The sequence below is a fragment of the Pseudomonas sp. Marseille-Q5117 genome, from assembly GCF_946901175.1.
Classification (GTDB): domain Bacteria; phylum Pseudomonadota; class Gammaproteobacteria; order Pseudomonadales; family Pseudomonadaceae; genus Aquipseudomonas; species Aquipseudomonas iranensis.
In genome coordinates, this window is sequence record NZ_CAMPPP010000027.1 from 23926 (window position 1) to 40164 (window position 16239).

Below are 16239 nucleotides of genomic sequence, written 5' to 3' on the forward strand. Positions count from 1 at the left end.
TGCGACAACGAAGCCAGCTGATGATCGCCGGTATCGCCAATAGCGTCAGAAACCACTGGAAAGCATTGCTGGACTGAAGCGCGAGGGCCAGAAGCACATTGATCAGCAATGCCCCAAGCATCGCGACGTTGCACCTGATGTGCCGACGTTTGATCGCAACAAATTCTTCCCAGTCGTAAATCAACCAATCGTGGGAAAACTCTCCGCACTCAGGGCATTTATGCGTGGGCGGAAGGTTATCGGTGGTGAACCCACAATCAGGGCAGCAGACTGTCATTGAGCGAACCTTCCGCAAGCTGTCTCATATCGCTAGCCAGCGTAGTGCAGATTGGCTGGAGTTGTCCGTCTACAGCCAACAGGCCTCACAACAAACTCCACGAAACCCCAACATAAACCCCCATCCCTTCACCCGGAGTCGACCGCGCAGCATCCAGACCTTTGTCGTCATACCCCGGCGTGACCGTTGCCGCATAACGCTTGCCGGTCAGGTTGCGCATGTCGACCCAGCCTTGCCAGTCGCCCTTCGGCGCGTTGTAGCCCAGCGTGGCGCCGAACAGGGCGTAGGGGTCGGCGTAGTAGCTGTTGGCGTAGTCCACGGCAACTTTGGACACCAATTGTGTGTTCACGGCGGCGAAGAAACCCTGCGGCCAGTCGTAACGCAGTTCGCCTTGGTAATAATGCATTGGCAGGCCCGGCAGGCGTTTGTCGCCGAAGCGTTCGTCGTCGCGGTAGTGGAAGTCGCTGAAGGTGTAGGCCTGGCGCAAGCTCAGCTGGCGGCCGTCGGCGGCGGTCCAGAGTTTGCTGTTCAGGCTGGCCTCGATGCCCTGGTGCACGGTCGGGCTGGCGTTGAGTTCGTAGGGCGTGACGGCGTTGGCGTCCGGCAGTACCGAGAGCAGTTCGTGACGAACTTGCGCGTAGTACCAGGCCAGGCTCCAATCGCCCAGTTTGCTGTCGCCACGGCCGCCGAGTTCCAGAGTGGTTGCAGTCTGGTTTTGCAGTTCGACCGGATCGCGCTGGGTGCCGGTGGCGGCGCCGTTGCCTGCAGGGAAGCGCACATTGGAGCTGTAGATCAGCGACCACGGGTGCGGTGCTTCGACGGAGCGGCTGAGGTTGCCGAACACTTGCACGTCCGGGGTGATCTGGTAGCGCAGGCCGATGCGAGGAGCATAGTCCCAATCGCTGAGACTGGTCTTGCCGCCACCCTGCGGATAGGTCACGGCGCTTTCGCGGCGGGTGTAGATGGCGGCAAGGCCGGTGGTCAGCCAGAAGTCGTCAGCGATTTCCAGGTCGTTACCAAAATGCAGCACGGTATCCGAACCCTGGTAAGTGAAATTGCGCATCCGCGTGCCCGGGGCATAGCTGGCGGTGTTGCCACTCGGGATGCGCACGAACTCGCTGGCGCCGTCGTTGGGCAGGTGCTTGGTCACGCGCAGGCCGACGTTGCTGCGGCTTTCCATACCGTACAGCGTGTCGCGGCGCTTGTAATCGAAGGTGCCATTGACGTCGGTATAAGCCACCTTCAGGCGGTTCGGGCCTTCGCGCAAATCCATCGGATAGTCGTGGTAGGCGAGGCCGGTCTGGATGCTCGAATCGTCATCGAGATAGAACGTGGTCTTGTTGCCGATGAAGGTACTGCCGGGCTGCTTGCGGCTGTCATCGCGGGCCACATACGCCGGGTTGGCTGCCCGTGGGCTGTGTTCGATGGAATGCTTGGTCACGCGGCCGGCCAGGTCGTTGTCGGTTTCCCGGTAGCGAAAATAGAAGCGGGTTTCCAGGTTCGGGTTGAAGCGATAGCCGAAGTTGGCGATCAGGCCTTTGCTCTCGCTGGCGGTGTGGTCCTGATAGCCGTCGGCATTGGCCTCGGTCAAGGACACGTAGTAATCGAAATCCCCCAATACTTGCCCGGAGCTGATCTGGCGCTGCTGATAGCCATGGCTGCCAGTGGCGTAGCGCACTTGCAGCTTCGGCGCGGTGTAACCGGTGTGGCTGACGTAATCGATTGCGCCACCCAGCGCCAGCGCGCCGCGATCGAAGCCGTTGGCGCCGCGCAGGACTTCGACATGGTCGACCCACAACGGCTCAAGCAATTCATACGGCGTGCCGCCGGGGCCGGTGAGGGGCAAGCCATCCAGCATCGTGTACAGCCCCGACGCATGGGCGCCGGGTGCACGGTTGATGCCTGAACCGCGGATGGAAATCTTCACGCCTTCGTTGCCCGCCGACTGCGCATACACCCCCGGCTGATAGGCGAGCACATCCTGATTGCTGGCAACACGGCCCTGCAACGGCTGGCGCATGTCGACCACGTTGGCGCCGCCGGGAACCTGCTCAAGGCGTTCCCGCGCTTCTTCGACCGCTGCATCGCTGCCACTGCGCTCATCTGCCGAAATCAGCACTTGCCCCAGCTCCAGACCTTGGGTCTCGGCCATCACCGGGCAGGCCAGGGCCAGACCGAGCAGGGCAGTGGGCAATGATTTGGACGACGGCATCGAAAAAACTCCAGCAAACAGGGGATCGGGCAATGAACAGTGCGACGTCGGAACAAACCCAGGAAACACATGGCGACAGGGCTTTTTTGCCCGACGATGGCAAACAATCGGGCGTGAACTAACCTCACGGATCAGGGCCATCGGGTCAATAAACAAATTCAGCGGGCTGTTGAAGCGCGAGGACAGGTTCATGGCGAAAGACAAGAAGAAACCTGCAAAGGCAATCGAACGTCCACGCTTGAAAAACAAGGACTATCTGCAACAGCTGCGCAAGCTGCACGTTGAACTGGTCAAGCTGCAGGAGTGGGTCATCGCCAAAGGTGTCAAGGTGTGTATTGTTTTCGAAGGGCGCGACGGTGCAGGCAAGGGCGGGGTGATCAAGGCGATCACGGAACGCGTCAGCCCACGGGTTTTCCGGGTAATGGCACTGCCGGCGCCAACCGATCGCGAAAAGAGCCAGATGCATGTGCAGCGCTACCTGCCGCATCTGCCGGCAGGCGGTGAGGTTGTGATTTTCGACCGCAGTTGGTACAACCGCGCCGGCGTCGAACGGGTCATGGGCTTTTGCACGGAAGAACAGGCTGACAAGTTTCTCAAGTCGATCCCTTGGGTGGAGAACGCTATCGTCGATTCGGGGGTGATCCTGCTCAAGTACTGGCTTGAGGTCAGTCCGGAGGAACAGACCCGCCGGCTCGAAGCGCGAATCAATGACGGGCGCAAGACCTGGAAACTGACGCCGATGGATCTGAAATCCTACAGCCGCTGGTACGACTACTCACGGGCGCGGGACGAGATGTTCAAGCATACCGATACCGATTGGGCGCCGTGGAGGGTTGCCGATTCCAACGACAAACGTCGTGCACGGCTGAACATCATCACTGATCTGCTCAGTCGCATCCCCTATGAGGAGGTTGAGCGCGACAAGGTCGAGTTGCCGAAACGGCAGAAGCCGGGCAAGTATCGGGAGCCGGATTATGCGTACAAGCGGGTGGCGGAGCGGTTTTGACATTTGCGGGTTTTCTGGGGGCTTGGCGGCCTTTGGGCCGACCAGGCTCTTGGGGTTTTGGGTGTATATCCGTTTTTTCTGGTGTTGCGGCTGGCGGTTTCGCCCTTACGGCGAGTCACCTTTTCCAGACGCCGAAAAGGTAACCGAAAAGGCTTGCTCCTACGTTCGGCCCTCGCAGGCTCGGGTTCCTTCGCTACGGGACCGATCCGGGCGCAGCGGCTACGGTTTGCTTCGCTGCACCTCCTTCCGCTGTGTTCGACTTCGTCGAACGGTCGCTGCGCTCCCACGCCCGGATCAATCCCTCCACTCAGCCTTCCGACGTCGCCGGTGGATCAAAAGCAAGATCAAAAGCACTCGAGCTTGCGCTCATTGTTGAGTGGGGCGGCTTCGCCGCGGGCAGCTGCGCTGCTTTGCTTTTGCTTTTGCTTTTGCTTTTGTGCGAGCGAGCCTGCTCGCGAAGGCGGCCTGACAGCCGACCTGTTCTTGAGGTGGTACGCGATCCAACTGTAGGAGCTGCCGAAGGCTGCGATCTTTTGCTTTTGCTTTTGCTTTTCTGTGGGAGTGAGCGCAAAAGTTCTATATCAACCGTCCATCCGTCGTCTGCCCTGAACCTCTGTCGCACTGATTTTTCTACCGGGTAAGTCCCTCAGGAGATACCCGTATGTTCGATCAGCAAAAAAAGGCATCACTGGCGGCATGGCGCAAAATGGCGGAGCAGACCGAGGCCGATCTGGATCCCGAACAGCAGTACGACGAACTGCTCAAAGCTGCAGATCTGATGGAGGAGCAAGGCCTGATCACCAGTGCCGAATGGCGCCAGTTGGTGCGCGACGCCGGCAACGTGTTTACCCTGAACGAGGAACAGCCACAGCGCTGACAGCTGCCATCGGAGGAGATCCCATGCTCAGTTATCTGTTTATCGGCGCCAACGATGTCGAGCGTTCGGCGGCTTTTTACAAGGCGATCCTGACGCCGCTTGGCTACCGGCATGACCGTGAAGAACACTACTGTTTCTACTTGCCCGATTGCGCCGACAAGTCCAACGGCCCCGGGAGTGTGCACATCTCGAAACCGTTCAATGGTGAGCCGGCGACGCCCGGCAACGGCATGATGCCGGCATTTCGCGCCGACTCCCGGCACAAGGTCGATCAGGTGCACAAGGCCGGGCTTGACCATGGCGGTAGCGACGAAGGCGCGCCAGGCACTCGCGAGGCCTATACGCCGGACTTTTACGTGGCCTATCTGCGCGATCCCGAAGGCAACAAGCTTGCTGTGTTCTACAGCGGCTGATGGATGGAGCCTGTTGATTCGGCCCTGATGGCCGCCCGCGCTCAGTTCGCGATCACGATCAGCTTTCACATCGTGCTGGTGGCGTTCAGCATCGGTCTGGCGAATTTCCTCATGGTGCTGGAAGCGTTGTGGTTGAGGACCGGGCGTCAGGTTTATCTGGATGTCTATCGCTACTGGCTCAAAGTGTTTGCGCTGAATGTCGCAGTGGGCACGGCGTCGGGATTGATTCTGGAGTATCAGTTCGGCCTCAACTGGTCGCGGCTGTCGGTGCAGGCCGGTGATGTCCTCGGTCCGCTGATGTTCTATGAAGTGATGGCGGCGTTTTTCATCGAAGCGGGATTTCTCGGCATCATGCTCTTCGGCCTGAAGAAGGTTGGCCCGCGTCTGCATTTTTTCGCCACGTGCGCGGTGGCGGTGGGCTCGCTGATCAGCGCGTTCTGGATTCTTTCCGCCAACTCATGGATGCAAACCCCGGCCGGCTATTCGATTGGCGCGGACGGGCGTTTCCTCGCCGAGGACTGGTGGGCAATCATCTTCAATCCTTCGTTTCCCTATCGCCTGGCGCACATGCTGCTCGCTGTGTTCATCGGCAGCGCGACGCTGATTGCCGGGATCAGTGCCTGGCAATTGCGCAAGGCCCCGGAAAACCCGCGTGCTCGGCTGCAATTTTCCATGGCGCTGTGGGTGATTGCGCTGCTGATGCCGGTGCAGATTGTCGTCGGCGATCTGCATGGGCGACACAGCTTGCAAGCCCAGCCGCAGAAAGTCGCGGCCATCGAAGCTTCATGGACGCGCCCGGCTCAAGGGGCAGGGGAGCCGCTACGGCTGTTCGCATGGCCGGATATGGACGAGCGACGGAATCATTGGGAAATCGCCATTCCACGAATCGGCTCGCTGTATTTGCAGCATGACCTGAGCAGCACCATCGCCGCGCTTGATGAATTCCCGACTGAGGACATCCCGCCCGTGGCGCCGGTGTTTTTCGCATTTCGGCTGATGGTCGGGCTGGGGTTGTTGATGCTGGGGCAGGGCGTGGTCGGCCTGATCCTGCGCAAGCGTAATCGCCTGTACACGGCGCGGCGCTGGGTGGGCGCGTGTGTGCTGCTGGCACCGGCCGGATTTTTGGCGATGCTCAGCGGCTGGGTCGTCACCGAAGTAGGGCGACAGCCGTTTACCGTTTACGGATTGATGCGCACGGCGGACAGTCTGTCGTCGGTGTCCAGGGCTCAAGTCGTCGGGTCGACCTGGTTGGTTCTGCTGTTTTATCTGCTGATCTTCGGCATCGGCCTGTGGGTATTGCTGCGCCTGTTGCGCGAGCCGCCACAGCAGGATCAACCCGGGCCGCAGCCCACCCTGGCCGACGAAACCGGGCACTGAGGAGGCGCAGACATGGACACCGACTGGCTGACGCTGTTGTGTGCTGCCGCATTGGCGTTCTCGGTGATGAACTACGTGGTGCTCGACGGCACCGATCTGGGCGTCGGCATGCTCATGGGCCTCACGGCTTGCAGCAAGCAGCGTAGGGTGATGGCGGTGTCGATTCTGCCAGTGTGGGACGCCAACGAAACCTGGCTGGTGCTCGGCGGCGGCGGGCTGTTGGCGTTGTTTCCGCTGGCGTATGCGATCTTGCTGCCGGCCTTGTACGTGCCTTTTATCGTGATGTTCCTCGCCTTGATCGCGCGGGCCATGGCGCTGGAGTTTCGCGACTACGCACCGAACGAGCGACGCAAGCGCATCGTCGACGGCGTGTTGGCGCTGGCTTCGCTGCTGACCGGGTGTGTTCAGGGGATGGTGCTCGGCACTCTCGTGCAAGGCGTTGCGCATCAAGGCGGTCAGTACCACGGCGATGGCCGCGACTGGCTGAATCCGTTCCCGGTGTTCTGTGGTTTGGTGCTGGTGCTCGGTTACGTCTGGCTGGGGACGTGCTGGTTGTACTGGCGCACCCTTGATGAACTGCAGCAGCACTCGGCGCGCGAGGCCCGCGTGCTGTCGCTGGTCGTTGTGGCGTTATTGCTGGTGCTGATCGCATGGACGGCGACGTTGCAGCCGCAATACGCCCGGCGGCTTGCCGATATTCGGCTGTGGTTGCCGGCAGGGCTCATCCTTGGTGCTCTAGGATGGGTATTCAGCAAAGGCTTTCACAGCCGCTTCGACTTCATCCCGCTGTTCGCCGCACTGGGCATTTTCGTCTTGGCTTTTGCGGTGATGCTGGTCGCGCTATTTCCTTTCATCATTCCGCCGGATCTGACCTTGAGCGAAGCAGCCTCAAGCCCCAACAGCCAGATCTTCATGCTGGTCGGATTCGCCGTGCTGATCCCCATCACGCTGGCCTACAACACCTTCGGTTTCCGCGTATTCAGCGGTAAGGTCCGCATTGCCAGTGATGGTTGAGATTCACGTCACCCGACCTTTTTTGCTCACCAGCGACAGTCGCGAAGCTCGTAGCAGATCAGCAAAAGCCGCCTTGTCGATCGGCCGACTCATGAAGTAGCCCTGCACCTCGTTGCATTGATCCTTGCCGAGAATCGCCAGTTGCTCCTCGGTCTCGACGCCTTCGGCAGTCACCGTCAAACCCATCGCCTTGCCCAGGCCGATGATCGCCTGCACCACGGCGCGGTCATTGCTGCCGCTGCTGATTGAAGCGATGAAGCGCTTGTCGATCTTGATCCCGTCGAACGGATAAGCGCGCAGATAACCGAGCGACGAATAACCGGTGCCGAAGTCGTCCATGTTCAGACGCACGCCGAGCTCCTTGAGCTGATTCATGGTGGTCAGTGCGCCATCGGTGTCGTTGAGCATCACGTTTTCGGTGATCTCCAGCTCCAGACGGCTGGCCGGAAAACGCGTATCCACCAGCACTTCACGAACATCCTCGACGACATCGCTGAGGGCGAACTGCGCAGGCGAGAGGTTGACCGACAGCAGAATGTCATGGGGCCATTCCAGCGCGGTTTCGCAGGCTTCGCGCAGCACCCAGCGGCCCAGCGGGACGATCAGGTCGGTCTGCTCGGCCAGCGGAATGAACACGTCCGGCCCGAGCAAGCCCTGGGTCGGATGCTGCCAGCGCACCAGCGCTTCCACCGAAACGATGTGCTTGCCATCGACCTTGTAGCGCGGCTGATAGTGCAGGACGAATTCGTTGTGCTTGAGCGCATGGCGCAGGTCATCTTCCATTTGCCGGCGCGTCTGGATCTGGTCGCTCATGTGCGCTTCGAAATAGCACCAGGTGTTCTTGCCGTCGGATTTGGCCTGATACAGCGCGATGTCGGCGTAGCGGATCAGATCGCTGGCGACGAAACCGTGCCGACGACTCAGGGCGATGCCGATGCTGGCGCCAATATGCAGCGGATGCTGTTCGTAGAGGATCGGCTGATGCAGGCTGCCGATCAGCCGTGTGCAGAATTTGTCGATCTCGTTATGGCTGTCCATGCCATTGAGTACCACGACGAATTCATCACCACCGAGGCGGGCGACGAGGTCGTGCTCGCGGGTGCATTCGCGCAGACGCGTGGCGACCTCCTGGAGTACCGCGTCACCGGCAGGATGGCCGAGGGAATCATTGATCGGTTTGAAGTTGTCCAGATCGATCATCAGCAGCGACAGCGGTGGCGAGTGCTCTTTCAATAGCAGCACTTCATCCAGATAACGCGCCAGTTTGTTGCGGTTGGGCAGACCGGTAAGGGCGTCATGCATCGACAGGTGCTGGATCTGCGCATGGGCGGCGACTTCGTCGGTGATATCGCTGGCAGTACCTCGATAGCCGACGACGCTGTCCTTGTCGAAAATCGGCCGCGCCGAGAGTCGGCAGTGGCGCGGCTGCCCGGAGTGATCGCGATAAGTGCAGCGCAAATCGCCGGCGCTGTTTTCTTCGCTGAGTTTGCGCAGCCACAGCTCCAGTGGCGTGGTGTCGCAAGTCAGTAATTCGCCGATGTCCTGGCCCAGCCACAGGGCTTGCGGGTAGCCGGTGACTTCGCTGAAGCGCGCCGACAGATAGGTCAGCGCCAACTGATCATCAACTTCCCAGATCCAGTCCGACGCCGCTTCGGCCACGGCGCGAAAGCGTTCTTCACTGGCTTCGAGGGCATGATTGGCTTTCTCGAGTGCCTGATTCGAGGCCTGCATGGCATGGATACTGTTGTCGACGTATTGCGAAGAGCGCAGGGCGTGGCGGAAAAAGTATGCCGTCAGCAGCATCAGCACCAGAAACGTCGCGCCGAGCGGCGGCACCAACGTCCACAACAATTGCTGACCGGGTCGTTGCAGGTCGGCGACCAGGCTGTAGCCGGTGCTGTCGAGGGGCACGCTTGGATGGCCTTTTTCAATAGTGTCATCCGGGACCAGGGTCAGGTTCGTCAGGCCATAACCGCTGCCGATCTTGCGCAGTTTGGTCGGGGTCAGCTTGTCGACGAACACCAGCACCGAGGTGTTTCTCAGTTCATCCAGCGGGCGCTCGTCGTTGGGAATGATCGCGGCAGCGGTGATCAGCGCCGGCCAGCCTTCGAACAATGAATAGCTACTGATCGGCTTGGTCAGATCAGGCTGACTCAGCACCTGCTCGACCAGCGTCGAGGCGGGCGCTTGCAGCACCGTGGCCACGTCGGTTTCGAGCATCTGCCCGCGAATCACCGCGTACTTGGTGCGATTGCGATCGAGGACGAACACGCCGTCATAGCCGTCGGTCGTGAACATGGTTTTGCCCATGTTTTGTTCAGTGTAGGCCCAGTCGACGTCGATCGGCCCGCTCAAGGCCTCATAGGCGCGGGTCCAGTAGGCGTAACTGGTGATGTAGTTTTTCGAGGTGGTGATGCGGTTCTCCACGGCGCGCACGGAATAGAACTGGTTCTGTTCCAGATCCTTCGCGTCAAGGGTATTGGCGATGCCAAGCAAGGTGCTGATCGCGGCGATGACACCCGCAACAAACAGTGCGCCGACGGCGATGGCCAGGCGCCGGGTCACGGCGCGTTGCGGGGTGGGGATTGGCTGCGCAGGGAGAGTAACGGCCATGTGCTCGTCCTTGATCCGGTGTCTTCTGAATCTAGAACAATGGCGAGCGCACAATGTTCAGATTGTTGTTATTGGTATCGCCTGGATTTTTTCAAAGTGTAGCGAATCCGTTGGAATTTCCAGCAGCGCCGGCCAGCGGCGAATCCCGAAAGGGCGAGACTTCCCGCACAAAAACCGGATAATGGCCGCCATTCGTTTAGCCGTATTCTGGTAATCCCGCATGGAAATCAAGGTCAACTTTCTCGACAACCTTCGACTTGAAGCCAAGTTCGACGACTTCACGGTGATCGCCGATCAGCCCATTCGCTACAAGGGCGATGGCTCGGCACCGGGGCCGTTCGACTACTTCCTGGCGTCGTCGGCCTTGTGCGCGGCTTACTTCGTCAAGCTGTACTGCGACACGCGCAACATCCCGACAGAGAACATTCGCCTGTCGCAGAACAACATCGTCGACCCGGAGAACCGCTACAACCAGATCTTCAAGATCCAGGTCGAGTTGCCGGCCGATATTTCGGACAAGGATCGCCAGGGCATCCTGCGTTCCATCGACCGTTGCACCGTGAAGAAAGTGGTGCAGACCGGCCCCGAGTTCATCATCGAAGAAGTCGACAACCTCGACGCCGATGCCCAGGCCTTGTTGATGCCGCAGTCCGATTCCCAGGCAGGCACCTACATCGCCGGCAAGGACCTGCCGCTGGAACAGACCATCGCCAACATGTCGAAGATCCTCGCCGACCTCGGCATGAAGATCGAAATCGCCTCGTGGCGCAACATCGTGCCCAATGTCTGGTCGCTGCACATTCGCGATGCGCATTCGCCGATGTGCTTCACCAACGGCAAGGGCGCGACCAAGGAAGGCGCACTGGCGTCGGCGCTGGGCGAGTTCATCGAGCGCCTCAATTGCAACTTCTTCTATAACGACCAGTTCTGGGGCGAAGACATCGCCAACGCCGAATTCGTCCATTATCCGGACGAGAAATGGTTCAAGCCGGGTCCGAAGGACGAATTGCCAAGCGAGATTCTCGACGACTACACCCTCGGCATTTACAACCGCGACGGCGAGCTGCGTGGCTCGCACCTGTACGACACCAACTCCGGCAACACCCAGCGCGGCATCTGCTCGCTGCCGTTTGTGCGCCAGTCGGATGGCGAAGTGGTGTACTTCCCGTCGAACCTCATCGAAAACCTCTACCTGAGCAACGGCATGAGCGCCGGCAACACCCTGGCCGAAGCGCAGGTGCAGTGCCTGTCGGAAATTTTCGAGCGCGCGGTCAAACGCGAAATCCTCGAAGGCGAAATGGCCCTGCCGGACGTACCGCAAGCGGTACTGGAGAAATACCCGAGCATCCTCGCCGGCATCAAAGGCCTGGAAGAGCAGGGCTTCCCGGTGCTGGTCAAGGACGCCTCGCTGGGCGGTGAATTCCCGGTGATGTGCGTGACCCTGATGAATCCGCGCACCGGCGGCGTCTTCGCTTCCTTCGGCGCGCACCCGAGCCTGGAAGTTGCGCTGGAACGCAGCCTGACCGAATTGCTCCAGGGCCGCAGCTTCGAAGGCCTCAACGACTTGCCGCAGCCGACGTTCTCGGGGCAGGCAGTGACCGAACCGAACAACTTCGTCGAGCACTTCATCGATTCCAGCGGTGTGGTGTCGTGGCGCTTCTTCAGTGCCAAAGCGGATTTCGAATTCGTCGAGTGGGACTTCTCAGGCCAAGGCGAAAACTCCAACGCCGAAGAAGCCGCGACCCTGTTCGGCATCCTCGAAGACATGGGCAAGGAAGTCTACATGGCGGTCTACGAGCACATCGGCGCCAAGGCCTGCCGCATCCTCGTGCCGGATTACTCGGAGATCTACCCGATCGAAGACCTGATCTGGGACAACACCAACAAAGCCCTGCAATTCCGCGCCGACATCCTCAATCTGCACAACCTCAGTAAGGTTGGCTTGCGCAATCTGGTCCAGGGCCTGGAACGCAGCGAGCAGGATGACTACACCGATATCACCACGCTGATCGGCATCGAGTTCGATGACAACACACCATGGGGCAAGCTGACGATTCTGGAACTGCGCCTGTTGATCTACCTCGCGCTGCAGAAGTTTGACGAGGCGAAGGATCTGGTCGAGGCGTTCCTGCAATACAACGACAACACCGTTGAGCGTGGCTTGTTCTATCAGGCGGTCAACGTAGTGCTGGAGATGGAGCTGGACGAGGATCTCGAGCTGGAAGACTACGAGGCCAACTTCCGCCGGATGTTTGGTGACGAGCGTATGGATGCGGCGATTGGTTCGGTGAATGGCAGTGTGCGTTTTTACGGTTTGACGCCAACGAGCATGAAGCTGGAAGGGCTGGATCGGCATTTGCGCTTGATTGACAGCTATAAAAAGCTGCATGCGGCGCGCGCTGGTGTGGCGGCGTTGTCGCGCTGAAGAGCTGGCTACGAACGTTTCGCTTTCGGCTTGAGTGTGGCTGCGTGGCTTGAACCGCAGCCCCTCACCCCAGCCCTCTCCCGAGGGAGAGGGAGCCGATTTTCAAGCTTTTCAGAATTTGTGTTCGACTCGGTTTCCCAGGTCGGTGTATCTGCACCAGACACTGCGGTCAATTCCCTCTCCCTCTGGGAGAGAGCTAGGGTGAGGGTTTTTTCAGGATTTGAGTTCGACTCGGTTTCCCAGGTCGGTGTATCTGCACCAGACACTGCGGTCAGTTCCCTCTCCCTTTGGGAGAGGGCTAGGGTGAGGGGCTTTGGCTTTCGCGGCCATGCGCTGCATCCGCCAACTGCCCCGTATCCACCCGCACAAACACTGAATCACCCAACGCTGTCAGCACTTCCCCTGCATACACCTCGCAAATCACCCGGGTCTTGCGCCCGACTTCACCTTCGACCCGTGCACGCAAGAGCAGCGGTACGCCCATCGGCGTTGGCTTGATGAACTTGATCCCAAGATTACCGGTGACGCAGTCGATGCGCGGCAGGCTGCCGGCTTCGCGGTTTTCTGCGCGGTAGTGCCAGGCCATGGCGGTCCAGTTGGAGTGACAGTCGACGAGCATGGCAATCAGCCCGCCGTAAACCAGATCCGGCCAGCCGCAATATTGCGCTTCGGGCAGATGCTCGGCGATGACGTGGTTGCCGTCCTCATCCCAACGACTTTTCACATGCAGGCCTTGCGGATTGCGGCCGCCGCAGCCGTAACAAACGCCTTCGGGGGCGGCGAGGTCTTGCAGCGGGGTGTCGTGACTGGACATGGCTGGGTTCATCCTGGAGTGGCGAGGCCGGACAGGCGCAAGCGGTTGCGGCCGCCGCGTTTGGACTCATAGAGCGCGGCGTCGCCTAGTTCGATCAGCGCCGCCAGACTGGCCGGCGGTTTGTCGAACAGGGTGGCGCCGATGCTCAAAGTCACCGCGGCGGACGTGGGATAGGTGTGCGACGCCAAGGCCAGAAACTGTTCGCGCAAGGCATTGCCCAGTTCAAGGATAGCTTCGGCTGAGGCGTTGTTGAGCAGCATCAGAAACTCATCGCCACCCAGCCGCGCCGTCAGCGCATGGGGCGGCAGCTGCGCGCGGATCATCTCGCTCAGGGCAATCAGCAAGCGGTCGCCGGCGATATGCCCATACTGATCGTTGACCAGTTTGAAGTTGTCGATATCGATCAACAGCAACGCACCCGGTCTTTGCGCGGAGACACCGGCCAGCAGGCGAGGCGTACGCTTTTCCAGGGCACGGCGGTTGTAGAGGGCCGTGAGCGGATCGCGCTCGGCGAGGCGGGCAATCTGTTTTTCCCGGCGATAACGCTCGGTGCCGGTCATCGACAGGGCGATCAACATGATCGCCATCGCGCCTTCGACCAGCGAAATCTGAATGATCTCGCCGCGAAACGCCGCCAGATCGATCAGTGTGCCGGGGATCACCACGGTCAAAGCCTTGGCCACATAAAAGATGCCATGGCCGAGCAGCACATAGCGCAATTGCACCGCGCCAACGCTCAACGACTTGCCGTGCGGGCGCAGCAGCGAACTGGCCTTGAGTGTCGGGATCGCCACCAGCAGCGAGTTGGCCACCAGCATGGCCTTGGACCACAGCGGGCCGTCCGGCATCATCAACATGATCAGCCACGTCGCGAAAATCAGGTACCACGCCGGCGACAGTCGGGTCTGGGTGAAGCGCGCCACACCGAGGAGGAAGAAGAAATGCGCGGTCACCAGCAGGCCGTTGGCGAACCAGATGCCCAGCAGCAGAAAACCGCTGCTGCGCAGCAGCGCCAGGGTGGAACCGATGGTGATGGTGGCGAAACCGGCGCTCCAGAACAGTAGCGAAGGCTCACGGATGCTGCGCCACTCGACCGCCAGGTACAGCGCGGCAGCGGCTGCGAGGGCGATCGTGATGGTCAGCATCGTTGGCGGGTCGAGCGGCATTTCCGGGCAGGCCTGTCTGTATGGCAATAGGCCTGCGATTGTAAGCGTTTGGTCAGGTTTTTCGCAGGGGGCGTGTTGCCGGGCAGACCACTGGCGCTCCAGCGGTCACTCTTGCGGGCTTAGCCAGGTGTTTACCACGCGGCGATCGAGCTCTTCCCAATAGGCCATGCCCAGCACCCGCGTGGTGTTGAGCCCACGCAGGTAACCGCGCAGTTGCTGGGCAGTGTCGCGGATCAGTTGCGCATCGCGGCTGTTTTTGTCCAGCAGGATGCTTTCGTACTGCATCAGGTATTCGGCTACGCGATCGCGATATTCAGGCAGCACGGCGTCACGGATCAGATCAAACGTTCTCAAGGCGAGACCCTCATCATTTTTCTTGAATGTGCTCAGTGTGCATCAGTCTGCGCGACGCGCAACTATTGCTGGAAGTAATAGTGACCATCAAGAAACGCAAGTTCTGCTTTGCCGGCGATCGGCGGAAAATCGCCTCCATCGAAGACGCAGCTCAAGGAAATTGCGCGATGAACATTCTGACTCGACTGGCAATGATCGCCCTGCTGATGGGCGGGGTGGTTACTGCACCTGCTTACGCAGACGACGCCCGGTCGTGTCACCTGCAACCCATCGCCGCCAGCGCCTCGGCGTTGCAGCACACGCAGACCGTGGGTGTGTTGTTGAGCGAAAACACGTTGCAGAACCTGCAATACCTGGAGCGCTACCACGACATGGCGCTGAACGGTGCGAAAGACGCACTGGACTCGCGAATCCGCGACGCCTTTGTCGGCAGCTCCGACCCGGAACTGGCCCTCGACTGGCTGGTGAGTTCGCTGCAACAGCAGTTCGTCTCGGTGACCGTCTACGACAACCTCGATGCGCTGGTTCAGGCCCATCCGGACGTGGTGGTCAAGCTCGACACGTTCAACCGCTTGCTGACTCAGCGCAACAGTTTGGTCGAGGCGCGCTTCTCTGCACGGTTCTACGACGCCGATCTGCAGTACATCGGCAAGGCCGAGGGGGCGATCGAGCAAGAGTTGCCTTCGGTCTGGGTGCACAACCAGGCGGCGCCGCAAATCGCCGCGCAGATCAATCAGCAGCGTGACCTGCAACTCAATGCGCTGAAGCAATTCGATGTGTCGCTCAAGGCCTTGGTGGCGTCGAGCTGATTCTTAAAACGTAAATGGCAACGGCGGCGCCGTGAAGTCGAACCGTTGCCGGTTGAACCGAACCTTTATTTTCAGGATTACCCAGATGCGTCCTCTATTCGTGCCAGCCATGGCTTTTGTTTCCCTGTTGCTCGCCGGTTGCGCTTCGGCGCCGAACGATCCGACCCTGACCTTGCAGACCAGCAAGACGCCAGCGCAGTACGCCGATTGCGTGGTGCCGAAGTTGCAGGGCAGTGCGTTGAATCCGACGGTTTCGCAGAGTCAGCGCAGTTATCGGATTGTGGTGCCGAGCAAGGTCTCGGCGGATAACGTGCTGGAGGCATACAAGGCGGGGAAGGGCGGCAAGGTGTTCATTTATGAACGGCATTTGCTGGCGTCGAATTTGTTGCCTTCGAGTTTTGAGCGGGCGGCTCAGGAGTGTATTTGATCTGAGCGCTTGACGGGTTTTGACAGAGCTCCTTTGGTTGGCCGCAACCAACCAATTTTTTCGCCCCACACTGGTTTTCGGTTGTGGGGTTTTTTTTTGGTCGTGGCGGCCTTTGGGCCGACCAGACTGGTTGGGTTTGGGGTGTATATCCGTTTCTGCGGTAACGGCTTCTTATGGTTCCGCTCTTACAGCGGGTCACTTTGGCAAACGCCCCAAAGTAACCAAAGGTCTGCGCCCTGACGTTCGGCCCGCTCGCTGGGGCTCGGGGTTCCTTCGCTCCGGGATCGATCCGGGCGCAGCGGCTCCGGTTTGCTCCGCTGCACCTCCTTCCGCTGTGTCTGGCTGCGCCAGACGGTCGCTGCGCTCCCACCCCCGGATCAATCCCTCCACTCAGCCTGCCGACGGGCTCCAGGATCAAAAGCTTTACTCGAGCTAACGCTCATCGTGTGTAGGAG

The 16239-nt window shown here is 60.1% G+C and carries 13 protein-coding genes; 8 read left to right on the top strand and 5 right to left on the bottom strand.

Annotated elements, in window-relative coordinates:
• Nucleotides 1-362 precede the first annotated feature (362 nt).
• Complete coding sequence (locus tag OC605_RS27285) at nt 363-2489, bottom strand: TonB-dependent receptor family protein (RefSeq protein ID WP_262140419.1); 2127 nt, start codon at nt 2487-2489, stop codon at nt 363-365.
• Nucleotides 2490-2679: 190 nt separating this feature from the next.
• Here OC605_RS27285 and ppk2 point away from each other — a divergent pair, with 190 nt between their 5' ends.
• From ppk2 to cydB, 5 genes are all read left to right on the top strand, one after another.
• Nucleotides 2680-3495, top strand: a complete 816-nt coding sequence (ppk2, locus tag OC605_RS27290) for a polyphosphate kinase 2 (RefSeq protein ID WP_262140420.1) — start codon at nt 2680-2682, stop codon at nt 3493-3495.
• Nucleotides 3496-4156: 661 nt separating this feature from the next.
• Entirely contained in the window at nt 4157-4372 is a 216-nt protein-coding gene (locus OC605_RS27295) for a hypothetical protein (RefSeq protein ID WP_217863596.1), read from the top strand.
• Between the two features lie 23 nt (nt 4373-4395).
• Entirely contained in the window at nt 4396-4785 is a 390-nt protein-coding gene (locus OC605_RS27300) for a VOC family protein (RefSeq protein WP_262140421.1), read from the top strand.
• Between the two features lie 3 nt (nt 4786-4788).
• Nucleotides 4789-6162: a cytochrome ubiquinol oxidase subunit I gene (locus OC605_RS27305; RefSeq protein WP_262140422.1), complete on the top strand. Its 1374-nt coding sequence runs from the start codon at nt 4789-4791 to the stop codon at nt 6160-6162.
• A 12-nt stretch (nt 6163-6174) separates the two neighbouring features.
• Nucleotides 6175-7176: a cytochrome d ubiquinol oxidase subunit II gene (gene cydB / locus OC605_RS27310; RefSeq protein WP_262140423.1), complete on the top strand. Its 1002-nt coding sequence runs from the start codon at nt 6175-6177 to the stop codon at nt 7174-7176.
• 3 nt (nt 7177-7179) lie between these two features.
• On the opposite strand, the gene OC605_RS27315 is transcribed toward cydB, so the two are convergent.
• Nucleotides 7180-9789, bottom strand: coding sequence for an EAL domain-containing protein (locus OC605_RS27315; RefSeq protein WP_262140424.1), 2610 nt, complete (start codon nt 9787-9789; stop codon nt 7180-7182).
• 220 nt (nt 9790-10009) lie between these two features.
• Between OC605_RS27315 and OC605_RS27320 the strand changes: the two genes are divergently transcribed.
• A complete protein-coding gene (locus OC605_RS27320; protein ID WP_262140425.1) occupies nt 10010-12214 on the top strand; it encodes an OsmC domain/YcaO domain-containing protein in 2205 nt (734 codons plus the stop codon).
• Nucleotides 12215-12512: 298 nt separating this feature from the next.
• Here OC605_RS27320 and OC605_RS27325 read toward each other — a convergent pair whose 3' ends face one another.
• The 3 genes from OC605_RS27325 to OC605_RS27335 all read right to left on the bottom strand — a co-directional run bounded on the left by OC605_RS27325 (nt 12513) and on the right by OC605_RS27335 (nt 14548).
• On the bottom strand, nt 12513-13028 hold the full coding sequence (locus OC605_RS27325) for a PaaI family thioesterase (protein ID WP_262140426.1): 516 nt from the start codon (nt 13026-13028) through the stop codon (nt 12513-12515).
• 8 nt (nt 13029-13036) lie between these two features.
• Nucleotides 13037-14194: a GGDEF domain-containing protein gene (locus OC605_RS27330; protein WP_016774431.1), complete on the bottom strand. Its 1158-nt coding sequence runs from the start codon at nt 14192-14194 to the stop codon at nt 13037-13039.
• A 105-nt stretch (nt 14195-14299) separates the two neighbouring features.
• Nucleotides 14300-14548, bottom strand: a complete 249-nt coding sequence (locus tag OC605_RS27335) for a hypothetical protein (RefSeq protein ID WP_262140427.1) — start codon at nt 14546-14548, stop codon at nt 14300-14302.
• A 167-nt stretch (nt 14549-14715) separates the two neighbouring features.
• Here OC605_RS27335 and OC605_RS27340 point away from each other — a divergent pair, with 167 nt between their 5' ends.
• The gene (locus tag OC605_RS27340) at nt 14716-15357 is read left to right on the top strand and encodes a class II glutamine amidotransferase (protein ID WP_051600691.1); all 642 of its coding nucleotides are present in this window, start codon (nt 14716-14718) and stop codon (nt 15355-15357) included.
• Nucleotides 15358-15442: 85 nt separating this feature from the next.
• Nucleotides 15443-15784, top strand: coding sequence for a hypothetical protein (locus tag OC605_RS27345; protein WP_071172017.1), 342 nt, complete (start codon nt 15443-15445; stop codon nt 15782-15784).
• Nucleotides 15785-16239 lie beyond the last annotated feature (455 nt).